At 55.9% G+C, this 11,728-nt stretch carries 12 protein-coding genes; 5 read left to right on the top strand and 7 right to left on the bottom strand.

Annotated features, from left to right (window positions below):
• The 5 genes from HWX89_RS16145 to HWX89_RS16165 are packed head-to-tail and all read right to left on the bottom strand — an operon-like array spanning position 1 to position 4,323.
• Complete coding sequence (locus tag HWX89_RS16145) at positions 1 to 546, bottom strand: chemotaxis protein CheW (RefSeq protein ID WP_138791719.1); 546 nt, start codon at positions 544 to 546, stop codon at positions 1 to 3.
• Complete coding sequence (locus tag HWX89_RS16150; protein WP_138791718.1) at positions 543 to 2,510, bottom strand: chemotaxis protein CheA; 1,968 nt, start codon at positions 2,508 to 2,510, stop codon at positions 543 to 545. The genes HWX89_RS16145 and HWX89_RS16150 overlap by 4 nt, the downstream gene beginning before the upstream one ends.
• Positions 2,507 to 2,875 carry a response regulator gene (locus tag HWX89_RS16155; protein ID WP_138791717.1) on the bottom strand — a complete coding sequence of 123 codons (369 nt, stop codon included), beginning with the start codon at positions 2,873 to 2,875 and terminating at the stop codon, positions 2,507 to 2,509. Before HWX89_RS16155 ends, HWX89_RS16150 begins: the two co-directional genes overlap by 4 nt.
• A 4-nt stretch (positions 2,876 to 2,879) precedes the next feature.
• A complete protein-coding gene (locus tag HWX89_RS16160; RefSeq protein ID WP_138791716.1) occupies positions 2,880 to 3,203 on the bottom strand; it encodes an STAS domain-containing protein in 324 nt (107 codons plus the stop codon).
• Positions 3,193 to 4,323 carry an HD domain-containing phosphohydrolase gene (locus HWX89_RS16165; RefSeq protein WP_178340799.1) on the bottom strand — a complete coding sequence of 377 codons (1,131 nt, stop codon included), beginning with the start codon at positions 4,321 to 4,323 and terminating at the stop codon, positions 3,193 to 3,195. Before HWX89_RS16165 ends, HWX89_RS16160 begins: the two co-directional genes overlap by 11 nt.
• Positions 4,324 to 4,929: 606 nt before the next feature.
• On the opposite strand from HWX89_RS16165, the gene HWX89_RS16170 reads away from it, so the two are divergent.
• The gene (locus tag HWX89_RS16170; protein ID WP_138791715.1) at positions 4,930 to 5,700 is read left to right on the top strand and encodes an SDR family oxidoreductase; all 771 of its coding nucleotides are present in this window, start codon (positions 4,930 to 4,932) and stop codon (positions 5,698 to 5,700) included.
• A complete protein-coding gene (locus tag HWX89_RS16175; RefSeq protein ID WP_210271426.1) occupies positions 5,697 to 6,137 on the top strand; it encodes a cupin domain-containing protein in 441 nt (146 codons plus the stop codon). The genes HWX89_RS16170 and HWX89_RS16175 overlap by 4 nt, the downstream gene beginning before the upstream one ends.
• A gap of 64 nt (positions 6,138 to 6,201) precedes the next feature.
• Here the strand turns inward: HWX89_RS16175 and HWX89_RS16180 are convergent, their stop codons facing one another.
• Positions 6,202 to 7,101 (bottom strand): LysR family transcriptional regulator, encoded by a 900-nt coding sequence (locus HWX89_RS16180; RefSeq protein ID WP_138791714.1) that lies wholly within the window; start codon positions 7,099 to 7,101, stop codon positions 6,202 to 6,204.
• Positions 7,102 to 7,217: 116 nt separating this feature from the next.
• On the opposite strand from HWX89_RS16180, the gene HWX89_RS16185 reads away from it, so the two are divergent.
• The 3 genes from HWX89_RS16185 (at position 7,218) to HWX89_RS16195 (ending at position 10,552) form a co-directional block, all read left to right on the top strand.
• Positions 7,218 to 8,150, top strand: a complete 933-nt coding sequence (locus HWX89_RS16185; RefSeq protein WP_138791713.1) for a VOC family protein — start codon at positions 7,218 to 7,220, stop codon at positions 8,148 to 8,150.
• Between the two features lie 245 nt (positions 8,151 to 8,395).
• A complete protein-coding gene (ppk2, locus tag HWX89_RS16190; protein WP_138791851.1) occupies positions 8,396 to 9,304 on the top strand; it encodes a polyphosphate kinase 2 in 909 nt (302 codons plus the stop codon).
• Between the two features lie 219 nt (positions 9,305 to 9,523).
• A complete protein-coding gene (locus tag HWX89_RS16195) occupies positions 9,524 to 10,552 on the top strand; it encodes a CorA family divalent cation transporter (protein WP_138791712.1) in 1,029 nt (342 codons plus the stop codon).
• A 51-nt stretch (positions 10,553 to 10,603) separates the two neighbouring features.
• Here HWX89_RS16195 and HWX89_RS16200 read toward each other — a convergent pair whose 3' ends face one another.
• Entirely contained in the window at positions 10,604 to 11,701 is a 1,098-nt protein-coding gene (locus HWX89_RS16200) for a branched-chain amino acid aminotransferase (protein ID WP_138791711.1), read from the bottom strand.
• Positions 11,702 to 11,728: the final 27 nt, after the last annotated feature.

Raw genomic sequence — 11,728 nt, forward strand, 5'->3', positions numbered from 1 at the left:
TCAATGCTCCTTGGAAAGTTCGATGACGTTGCCGCGTGTGCTGCCGACGCCCGGACCCGCGTCGCGGTGTGCCGTGAAAATTGCTGTGAGATTCGGAAGAATGACGAATTCGCTGCCCCGTTTGATGAGGCAGTGGATGTAATCTGCGCGCCACCGCATCCCAACACTGGGTGGGGGTTCGCTAGCGGCCCTGCTGAATGTTGTTACCTCATTCACCTTATCGGTGCGGATGCCGACCAAAGTGGTTTCGTTGTCGAGCAGAAGCTCGACGACGACGATGCGGCTGTCGATCGTCCGCTCAGTGGCGTCCATGCCAAAAGCGAGGCGAATGTCGGCAAGGGGAATGACCTTGCCGCGAAAATTTATCACGCTTGCCACGAAGGGCTTTGCGCCGGGAACCGCGGTTTCTGGCAAAAGGTCGAGGATTTCCTGTACTTTCACAGCTTCTATGGCAAAGGTTTCGCCGGCGATGTTGAAGGTAAGCACCTCCACCTCGCTGAAATCACCCCAGAATCCGTCGGTTTTTTTCAACAAAGGCTGGTTCATCCTGCCGCCCGCAATTGCGCCTCCTGCTGCTGTCCCGCTGTCACCAGATGGGCGACATCGAGAATGAGTGCGACATTGCCATCGCCGAGGATGGTTGCACCGGAGAAGGTCGCGACGTCATGGTGCAGTTTGGACATGGCCTTGATGACTGTCTGGTGGTCGCCGATGATCTGGTCCACCACCAGTCCGACGCGCTCGGACCCGGTGGAAACCACGACAACTTTCTGGAATTCGCCAGGCGCCGTGCCGGTGTGGAACAATTCGCGCAGGCGGATAAAGGGGACAAGGCTTTCGCGCAGCGAAATGAAGGAGCGGCCACGCGAACGGATGTCGTCTTCAGGTGACAGTTCGAGGCATTCTTCCACGGCCGGCAGCGGGATAACGTAGCAGCCATTGCCGACGCGCACGAGAAGGCCGTCGATGATGGCCAGCGTCAACGGGATCGCAAGCGAGATTTCTGAGCCGACGCCCGGTTCGCTGACGATGTTGATCGTGCCCCTTAAGGCTTCCACGCTTTTTTTTACGACATCCATGCCGACACCACGGCCAGAAAGATTTGTAACTTCTGCCGCTGTTGAGAAGCCCGGCTGGAAGATCATCTGCAACAGGTCCTGATCGCTGACTTGGGCATTTGCAGCCAGCAAGCCGGAGGCCTCTGCCTTGGCGCGAACCCGTTGACGGTCGATGCCCCGCCCATCGTCACGGATCGTAATGGTCACATCACCGCCGGACTGACGGGCAACGAGGGTGATGCGACCCTTGGCCGGTTTCCCGGCTGCGATACGTTCATCGCTCTTTTCAAGACCGTGGTCGCAGGAGTTGCGAACAAGGTGGATAAGTGGGTCTGCAAGGCGCTCGATGACGGCTTTGTCCACCTCCGTGCTTTCGCCTTCGGTCTCGAGTTCGATCTGTTTGCCGGTCTCCCGTGCCAGATCATGGATGAGGCGCCGGAAACGGCCAAATAGCTGGGCGATTGGCACCATGCGCAACACCATCATCGTGTCGCGCAATTCGCCAGAAAGACGTTCGACATCTTCTGATACTGACCGCAAAAGGATATCCGCACTGCCACCTGCCAACTGCGAGAGGCGTGATTGGGCGATGACCAGTTCGCCGACCCGATCCATCAACTCATCCAGTCGTTCCGCAGGTACGCGGACGTTTTCGGCGGTCTTGTTACCTTTTGGTTCGACTGCAGCCTTTTTGGTCTCCGCAAGCGGTTCGGGAACGATCGGCGCTGTCACGACCGCCGCCTTGATTTCACGTACGTCGATTTCCATGTCGTCCATGACAAAGATGAAGACGTCATCGATCGCCGATTGCGGTTGCTCCGTCGTCAAGCGGACTGTCCAGCCGAGGTGGAGGTCGCTCGGGTTCAGTACCTCAAGCAAAGGAACAGTGGAGGTATCGGCAACAATTTCGCACTCGCCGAGTTCCGCCAATTCATCGAGCAGACCAAGAGGGTTTGTCCCGTTCGCCATGGCGTTGACCGGCAATCTAAACCGGATTTCCCAGGTGGCGGAACGTGTCGTCGATGGTTTGTCTGCCGTGCTCTGAGTGGGAAGATGGGTGAGAACGCCACTGTCGCCACCCGCACCGACAGCAGCGTGTAGTCTGGCAAGAAGTCGTTCGCCGACGTTGCCTTGAACGCCATGCGGGTTTTCGACCAATGCCTGCATGTGATCCTGTGCTTCGAGGACGGCGGCCACCAACTCGCTGGTCGCCGGAACCTCGCCCTTCCGCACGCGATCGAATGCTGTCTCGCAATGGTGGGTGAAAGCGGCGAGCGCTTCGAACCCGAACATTGCGCCGGACCCCTTCAGAGTATGCAATCCGCGGAAAACCGCGTCGATCTGGTCCTGATCGGTCAGATCATGCAGCAGGTCCAACAGACCGCTTTCAATCTGCTCGAAAAGCTCAGCTGCTTCTGTCCTAAAAACCTGAATGGGGTCCAGTGTGGTCATTTTCCAAGGACCTTTTTGACGATCTTGACCAGATGTTCCGCGTCAAAAGGCTTCGTCAGCCAACCGGTTGCGCCTGCGGCCTTGGCACGCGCCTTCATATCGGCGTCGGATTCCGTCGTGAGGAAGATGATCGGAATGCCGGTATGGGCCGGAGACTGACGAAGGGCCTCGATCATCTCGAGACCGTTCATGTTCGGCATGTTGAGGTCGGTGATGATCAGGTCGAAATTCGCGGCCTTTGCCTTGCCAAGACCGTCCTGTCCGTCGATAGCCTCGGTGATCTGATAACCGGCGCCTGTCAGGGCAATTTTGGTTGTCATACGGATGCTGGCGGAATCGTCGACTGTCAGAATATGCGCACTCATTCTATTATAGGTCCTTTCCATGCAGCCAGAACCGGCGGGAGGCGTCATCCATCCGCGACAGGAAACCGCCCCGTCGTAGTGTCTGCAGAACCTGGCCGTCTGCTGCGTCTTTCAAAGTTATGGTTTTGTTGTCTTGCGCCGCAGATTTGCGGCAAGCTTCGATGAGTTGCACAAAGCTCAGGTCCGCGTCGGCATCATCAGGCACCTCTACGATAAGGGTATCGGTGTTTTCGAGGCCCTGGAGGAGGAGACTGTGTGCGGCCGAAATCGAGCGTATGGACAGGGCCTGTGGCATCACCAAAGTGTTTTTCGTGGCTTCACCCGACATTGGGAAACTCCCGTGTGATGTGCGTGATCTGATCGTCCGCCGATTGGGGCTCATCCGGCATCTCGAGGCTTGGAACCTCAATCTCCAGAAGTTCATGGCCAGCCATCAATCTTTCGATCTGCGGCCATTGGCGCTGGAAAGCTGCCACGCAGTCCGGATCGAAGTGAATGCCACTTTGTGCATCGATGTGTGCATAGGCCTCGTGAACGGACCATGCCTTCTTGTAGGGGCGCTCCGAGCACAGGGCTTCGAAAACGTCGGCAATTGCAACGATACGGGCTTCCAGAGGAATAAGTTCGCCAGCAATTTCGTGAGGATATCCGGTGCCATCCCACTTCTCGTGATGGCCGCCAGCAATGGCTTCTGCAACGCGCAAGAGTTCGGACGTTCCCTTTTCAAGGATCTGTACGCCGATGCCGACATGCTTTCGCATTTCGGTGATCTCGTCGTCCGTCAGACGGCCCGGCTTCAGTAGCACGCTGTCAGAGATGCCGATCTTGCCAACGTCGTGAAGCGGGGCGGCAAGATAGATCATTCGGCAGTGGTCTTCGTCGAGGCCTAGATCTTTCGCGATAAGCATGCTGATTTGTGCGACCCGGGAGATATGGTCGCCAGTGTGGCCGTCGCGAAACTCAATCGCGCGCGCCAAGCGCCAAATGATTTCTTCCTCCCGGGCTGCAAGCTGGCGAGTAGCTTTCTGCACCTCACCCACCAGCCTGCTTGCCTGGCCAGCGAGATCGCGCTGTGCTCTGCGCAAGTCGAGGAGATTACGGACACGCGCTTTAAGCTCAATCGGGTCGAAAGGCTTGTTGATGAACTCGGTAATGCCAGCTTCGATTGCTTCGATGAGGATTGGTCGGGCTGTTTCAGATGTGATCATGATCACAGGCACATGCGAAAAATGCTTGTAGGCCTTGAGCGCTTCGACGAGTTCGATGCCATTGTATTTCGGCATCGTATAGTCGACCACAAGCAGATCGACGGCGTTGTCGCGGCAAAACTCCAGCGCCTCGACTGGATCGATAAAACCGACGATTTTTCTGAGCCCGGGGAGGCCCCGGATCGCCGCATCCAAGGCAACAAGAATTGATTTGCTGTCATCGACCAATACGATTTGCACATGTCCTCGCTATCGCTGAATTGCCAACATATTGACGTGCGAAAGCCTCCGCGATCGCGGATAGAATTCGACAGTTAGAAAACATTTTTTTGGGAAAAGACCGACCGCGTCATGTGATCAGTAAAAATAAAGCTTCTGCGGGAAAGGCTTCATACAGACAACTTTTTGGTATGGAGAATTGATCATATCTTGATTAACAGTGAATTAAATCTTGCTTATAAATGCGTCTATAGAGGTGAGGGTGGGCCCTTCACTTGATGCAAAAACTTGTAGACGAAGACGAAGCTAAGCTGCGTTTGAACCACGGCTACCGTCGTCAATTTTTCCAAAAGTGAGCATTTCCAGAGTTTTGCTGATCGGAGCAGGTCGCGAGATCGGGACGGCCTCTCCAATCTTGACTTTTTTGTGATTGCTTGTGCCGCCGTCAACGTGGGTTGAACGCTTCGTTCAGTCGCAGGTAGTTGACCATCAATCTAATCGTGGATAAAGTTTATCCATGAATAGGGCGTGAAATGCATTTGAGAGAGCCGCCGGTTCATCTGAGCAGCTTGATGATCTTAACCCAGACAATGCGAGCGGCTGTGCGTCGCCAAAGGAGGAACTGAAATGAGCAATTCCAAGAAGATTGTCGTCATCGGCGGCACGGGTCTTATCGGCGCGAAGGCCGTCACCATTCTTCGCAGCGCCGGTCATGAGGCAGTTGCGGCAAGTCCAAGCAATGGCATAAACGCTTTTACGGGGGAGGGGCTGGACCATGCTCTCGCCGGTGCGGACGCGGTCATCGATGCGTCAAACATGATGTCCTTCGATGAGCCCGTCATTCGCAACTTTTTCGAGACGTCCAGCCGAAATCTCGTGGCAGCAGAGAAGACTGCTGGTGTGCAGCACCATGTCGTGTTGTCGATCGTGGGCACAGATGACCTGGTCGCCAATCCGTATATGAGCGGTAAGCAGGCACAGGAGCGCGCAGTAAAAGGATCAGGACAAGATTACACCATCGTCCGTGCCACGCAGTTTTACGAATTTATGAACACGTTGGCCGACGCCTACACTGTAGAGGGTAGCGTAAGAGTGCCTGCGATCGATTTCCAGCCCATTGCAGCAGATGACGTCGCTGCTGCTCTGGTCAAGGTCGCACTCGATAAACCGCGCAATGGCACCGTTGATCTTGCAGGCCCTGATCGGGCGCCCTTCGAAACTCTGATGAGAACCTATTTGGCCGCCAGAGGCGACAAGCGCAGCGTGAGTGCCGATGCTTCCCTTGGTTACTTCGGTGCCCCAGTTCACGTGGGCTCGCTTGTCCCGGCAGCAGCTCCTCACCGCGGAGATATCACCCTGGAAGCCTGGCTTTGCACCCAACAACTGGAGAATGTATGATGAAAATGGTCGCTTATACTCTCGCCCTCTCTTTCCTTCCTCTCACGGTCGTCTCGGCGCATGATGTCGCCAAACGCGACCTCGCTTACGAAACAAAGGGAGCGAAAGTAACACCAGTCTACGAGCATCCCCTTCCCGACGTACCGGGAAAAAGCGTGAAAGGCGTGCTCGTCGAATATGAACCTGGTGGCTACAACTCCGCACATACCCATGCGAAGTCGGCTCTCATCTACGCAACGGTGCTTGAGGGGGCGATCCTCAGTGGCGTGAATGGCGGAGAGGTAAAAACCTTCACGAAGGGCCAAAATTTTACCGAGCTACCAGGCGACCAGCATGATGTGAGTGCCAATGCGAGCAAAACGCAGCCCGCGAAGCTTCTCGCAGTTTTTGTCGTCGACACTGACGACACTGTTTTAACGACGCCGCTGAAACCTTGAAGATCGAGACGGAGCAGCTTTTGGCTGGCTCCGTCGTCTCACGCCTAACCAGAGACGAGAATGATCAGCGAAGCATGACCATATGCGGCGGTAGCTGCTCTTCGAAGAATTTCGAAAATGTCGCAATGCGTGGCGGCAAGGCCTGATAGGGTGGGTAATACAGGGTCAGCCAGAGCTCCGGCGGTGCCCAACCTGGTAGAACGTGGACAAGCCGTCCGCTGCGAATGTGTTCGGCGATATTAAATCCCGGCAGCATCGCAACACCTACGCCATTGGCCGCCATATCTGCGAGAACCTCGCCGCTATTGGCACTGAAGGCGCGTCCGGCGGAAATCGAAAGGCTGGAGCCTCCGTCTGACAGAACCCAGTTCTCGCGCCGGCTTTCACCGCTATAAGCCAGGCAATCGTCAGGGCTCAGCTCACTCGGGTGCTTCATCTGCGTAAACCGGCTACCAGGTGCAGCGACCAGAATTCTTGGAACGGCCCTGATCTTGCGCCAGATCGTAAACTTGTCCGAAGGTGCTGACGAAATGCGGATTGCCAGATCGTAGTCGTCATCGACGATGTTGACCAAGCCGTCCGATAGCGAAATCTCGAAGCACATTTTCGGATAGAGTTCTTTGAAACCAGAAAGGATTGGCGGCAACACCGTTTTTCCAAGCCAGGTCGGTGCACTGATCCTCAAACGCCCTTCATCAGCCTTGTGGGCATTCCTGACATCGCGCCTTGCATTTTCGAGAGCCTCTACGGCTGGCTGGATCTGGGCGGCAAACACGGCGCCATCGGTGGTCAACGACACCTGACGGGTCGTTCGGACGAAGAGTTGCACACCAAGATCGTCTTCAAGTGCCGCGATGGCGCGGGTAACAGCCGCAGCCGTCATACCCAGTTCACGGGCGACCTGCGCAAAATTGCGCTTTTCGGCAGCGAGGAGGAATGTTTTGAGAGCTTTGTGATCGTTCATGTCAATTATTTCAAAATCCGCAATTCATTCGAGAGAAATATTGCAATTCTGAACGGCAATCAAGAGGGCTATATCCTGGTCATCGAAACGGACACACCGGATAAGGACCGACCGCCATGATCAAGGACATCAAGGGATTGCACCACGTCACCTCCATGGCGTCGGATGCACAGCAGAACAACAAGTTTTTCACAGAAACACTCGGCCTGCGCCGGGTTAAGAAGACCGTCAATTTTGACGAACCCGGCGTCTACCATCTCTATTATGGGGATGAAACAGGTACGCCCGGTAGCGTCATGACCTACTTCCCTTTCGCAAACATGATGGCCGGCCGTCCAGGCGTCGGTGAAGTTGGCGAAACCCAGTTTTCCATCCCTAAGGGCGCACTCGGCTTCTGGAAGGACCGCCTGATCACCAATGGCGTCGGTGGCATCCAGACCGACAAGGTCTTTGGTGCTGATCGTCTTCGCTTTACCGGGCCCGATGGCGACGGTCTGGCTCTGATCGAAACGGCAGAAGATGCACGCGCCCCTTGGGTCATCGACGGTATTTCCGAAAACCACGCCATTCGCGGTTTTACCGGCGCTCGATTCAATCTGCATGACACGGGAGCAACCGAAGAGCTTCTTCAGTTTATGGGATACGAACGAGCAGAGGCTGAAGGAGATGTGACGCGGTTCGTCATTCCCGGTGGCAACGGGGCCGACACAATCGATCTCGCTGCTCTGCCCAAAACGCCTTTTGCGCGCCAAGGGGCAGGCTCAGTCCACCACATTGCCTTCGCTGTGGAAAATCGCGAGAAGCAATTGGAAGTTCGCAAGGCCTTGATGGATACCGGATACCAGGTGACGCCAGTCATCGACCGCGATTACTTCTGGGCTATTTACTTCCGGACCCCGGGCGGCATCCTCTTCGAGATCGCCACCAACGAACCAGGCTTCGATCGTGACGAGGATACGGCACATCTCGGTCAGGCTCTGAAGCTTCCGAACCGCTACGAGCCCTTCCGCAACCAGATCGAAGCGGGTCTCGCGCCACTCGCTGCCTAACCTCAGCCTTTGTTGGCGCCGGCACTCCATCGCGTATTTCCTCGCGCGACAGGGGTGCCGGCGTCGTATTTTGTTTTGTGCCTTCAGGTGGGAAACGGTCAGCCAAATTGCTGAATCGAGACGGCTTTGCCGATGACATGGTGTCGCAAACGCCTTTGCGTGTCGCAATCTGCGTCATGTCATGCGATTGTTGCATGAGCATGTTTGATGGCAAGGTTACCACCACGCAACTGACGGGCAAAATCATGATCGAAACTAATCAGTTGAGCCGCATCAAGGCAGAGATTGCCGACAGCTTTGATGAAGAGCTGGAAATGCAGATGGAAGAAGATCAGTTGGACCAGCTGGTCGTTGAAGGATTGTCTGAACCGGCTGCCCAGACGTTGGAGCGCAAGGTCTACTTCCGGGAACTTTTCCGTCTCCAGCACGAACTTGTCCGGCTTCAAGACTGGGTCCAGCACAAGAAACTCAAGGTCGTCGTCTTGTTCGAAGGCCGCGACTCCGCTGGTAAGGGCGGCGCAATCAAACGTGTCACCCAGCGCCTCAATCCGCGTGTCTGCCGCGTGGTGGCGCTACCAGCACCGACCGAGCGCGAGCGCAATCAGTGGTATTTCCAGCGTTACGTTCCGCATCTGCCGTCGGCCGGCGAAATGGTGCTGTTCGACCGCTCCTGGTACAATCGTGCGGGCGTTGAGCGTGTCATGGGTTTTTGCACGCCCGACGAACTCGAAGAGTTCTTCCGTTCCGTTCCAGAGTTTGAACGCATGCTCGTTCGCTCCGGCATCGTGCTTGTCAAATACTGGTTCTCGATCACCGATGAGGAGCAGGAATTCCGTTTCCGTATGCGCATCCACGATCCCCTCAAGCAATGGAAACTCTCGCCGATGGATCTGGAAAGCCGTATCCATTGGGAAGAGTATACGAAGGCCAAGGAGGAAATGCTCGAAAGAACGCATATTCCTGAAGCGCCGTGGTGGGTCGTCCAGGCCGTCGACAAGAAAAAGGCACGCCTGAACTGCATCGCTCACCTTCTTGGACAGATTCCTTACGAGGACGTTCCTAAAGACGCGATCGAACTGCCGGACCGTGTACGAAATGACGACTATATTCGTCACCCGGTCCCGCCGGATATGTATGTTCCCGAGGTTTATTGACCACGTTCGTGGTGATGCCGTATCCCGGTCGCGCTGCATGAGGGCGGCCGGACGTTGCATCCAAGATGCACCTTGAAAGAGCCTCTCCTATTTTGAGGATCGATGCTGGCGAACAAACTGTCAGCGTGTCTTCCTGCGCCACGAAATTTCCATAACCATTCCCCGGCCATTGCGGTAAAATACTGCAACATATCAACAATGCCGTTTGGGAAGACTGAGATGGATACATCCGCCAAGCCAGACACAACATACGGCGATGAGCCAGGCATTCGCTTCGCACTTCTTCTGGATGCACAGGGAGGCAGTCGACAGATTACCCTCCAGGAGCTGCTGGACTGGAAACCGCAAGATGGCGTGTTATGGCTCCATCTCGAACGGGACCATCCGGCAGCGGTCGCGTGGATCAATCAGCGAAGCGGCCTTGATCCACTCGTCTGTGAAGCACTGCTGGCTGAAGAATCCCGCCCGCGCGTCGAACCGATCAATGATGGCCTGCTGATTACGTTGAGAGGCGTGTGCGGGGCGGCACCCATCGAGGTGATCGAAGAGAGCGGTGACCTTGATCTGGTTCCCTTACATATTTGGGCAGATGCGAACCGCCTGATCACATTGCGGGATAGTGGGCACTACATTACAGCCTTGCGCGATATCCGGTTCGCACTGAACAAGCGTACGGGACCTCGCAATACCGGTGAATTGTTGGCGATCGTTGGCGACAAGCTGGTAAGGGATCTCGAACCCGTTCTCGACGCAATGGACGAGGAAGCGGATGAGCTCGACGATCTTATCTTTCAAAAGGCGTCAGGCGAGGTTCGGGAGCGTTTGAAATTGCTGCGCAGACGGTCTGTTCAGTTGCGTCGTTATTTGATGCCACAGCGCGATGCACTGGTCCGCATCGAGCATGATGACGCAATATGGCTTTCTGAGCGAGACAAGCTGCGCATTCGCGAGGTGATCGACAAGCTTGTTCGTTTTGTCGAATATCTTGACTCAATCAGGGATCGAACCGGCATTTTGCACGACGACCTTTCTACCGTGATCGGCGAGCGTATCGCACGCAACTCGAACCGGCTGTCGGCTCTTGCTGCACTTTTACTGCCGCCAAGCGTGATTGCAGGTCTTTTCGGCATGAATGTTGGAGGCATTCCCGGTGTGAACGACACCTGGGCCTTCATCCTGATCGTCGGTTTCGTGATTGCTCTTTCCGTCGCAACACTGTTGCTATTGCGGAAAATCGATTGGCTCTAAGTGATGCGGCCGAGAGGTCTCGGTCGCATCTCGTCGTTTTTGGGGCGCTTCTTAGAACAAGCGATCCAGCCAGTTATGCGGATCTGCGGCGCGTCCGAACTGGATATCGGTGAGCGCGGCCTTCAACTTGCCAGTAACCGTTCCAGCATTGCCGTCGGCAATCGTGAAGCCGTGGTTACGACCCTTGACCTTGCCGATCGGCGTGACGACAGCAGCGGTACCGCAAGCAAAAGCTTCTGTCAGTCGGCCGCTCTTGGCGTCTGCCTGCCATTGATCGATCGAGTAGGGCTCTTCACGAACCGTCAGCCCCATGTCGCGCGCGAGCGCAATCAGTGATGCACGCGTAATACCGGGCAGGATCGTGCCGGTCAGCGGCGGCGTTTGCAGAGATCCATCGTCAAAGACGAAGAAGATGTTCATGCCGCCAAGCTCTTCGATCCAGCGTCTCTCGACCGCATCGAGGAACACGACCTGATCGCAGCCTTCACGCTGGCCTTCGGCCTGTGCGGCAAGGCTTGCGGCATAGTTGCCGCCGCATTTGGCTGCGCCCGTTCCGCCGGGAGCAGCACGCGTATAGTTTTCCGATACCCAGAGTGTCACAGCCGATGCGCCGCCCTTGAAATAGGAGGCAACCGGGGACGCGATGACGGAGAAGATGTAGTCGGTAGCCGGTCTGGTGCCGAGTGCCACTTCGCTGCCTATCAGGAAGGGTCTCAGATAGAGAGACGCACCTTCTGCTGTCGGAATCCAATCGCGATCAGCGCGCACCAGAGCCCGAACAGATTCAACGAACAGATCTTCCGGTAGCTGAGGCATGGCCAGGCGTTCTGCCGATGCGCGAAAACGCTTGGCGTTGGCATCGGGGCGAAACAGTGACGCACCGCCATCTGGAAGATGATAGGCTTTCATTCCCTCGAATATCTCTAGGGCATAATGGAGAACCATCGACGCCGGGTCGAGATCGAGACCTTTGCGCGGCTCAAGTTTCCAGTCATGCCAGCCGCGATCCTTGTTGTAGCGCAACGTGATCATGTGGTCGGTGAATATCTGCCCAAAGCCGGGGTTCTGGAGCAGTTTCTCACGTTCGCTCGCGGAAACGGGGTTCGGGTGCTTTTCGACACCAAGGGTCAAGGTGCTGCTGTCGCTCATGTCTCGCCTGCTCTTTCTGACTGACGC

The sequence above is a fragment of the Rhizobium sp. RM genome, from assembly GCF_013390595.1.
Classification (GTDB): Bacteria; Pseudomonadota; Alphaproteobacteria; order Rhizobiales; family Rhizobiaceae; genus Agrobacterium.

Coding starts and splice junctions, on each gene's coding strand:
- HWX89_RS16145 (WP_138791719.1), bottom strand. CDS start 546: ATGAACCAGCCTTTGTTGAAAAAAACCGACGGATTCTGGGGTGATTTC.
- HWX89_RS16150 (WP_138791718.1), bottom strand. CDS start 2,510: ATGACCACACTGGACCCCATTCAGGTTTTTAGGACAGAAGCAGCTGAG.
- HWX89_RS16155 (WP_138791717.1), bottom strand. CDS start 2,875: ATGAGTGCGCATATTCTGACAGTCGACGATTCCGCCAGCATCCGTATG.
- HWX89_RS16160 (WP_138791716.1), bottom strand. CDS start 3,203: ATGTCGGGTGAAGCCACGAAAAACACTTTGGTGATGCCACAGGCCCTG.
- HWX89_RS16170 (WP_138791715.1), top strand. CDS start 4,930: ATGAGCAATTCCAAGAAGATTGTCGTCATCGGCGGCACGGGTCTTATC.
- HWX89_RS16175 (WP_210271426.1), top strand. CDS start 5,697: ATGATGAAAATGGTCGCTTATACTCTCGCCCTCTCTTTCCTTCCTCTC.
- HWX89_RS16180 (WP_138791714.1), bottom strand. CDS start 7,101: ATGAACGATCACAAAGCTCTCAAAACATTCCTCCTCGCTGCCGAAAAG.
- HWX89_RS16185 (WP_138791713.1), top strand. CDS start 7,218: ATGATCAAGGACATCAAGGGATTGCACCACGTCACCTCCATGGCGTCG.
- ppk2 (WP_138791851.1), top strand. CDS start 8,396: ATGATCGAAACTAATCAGTTGAGCCGCATCAAGGCAGAGATTGCCGAC.
- HWX89_RS16195 (WP_138791712.1), top strand. CDS start 9,524: ATGGATACATCCGCCAAGCCAGACACAACATACGGCGATGAGCCAGGC.
- HWX89_RS16200 (WP_138791711.1), bottom strand. CDS start 11,701: ATGAGCGACAGCAGCACCTTGACCCTTGGTGTCGAAAAGCACCCGAAC.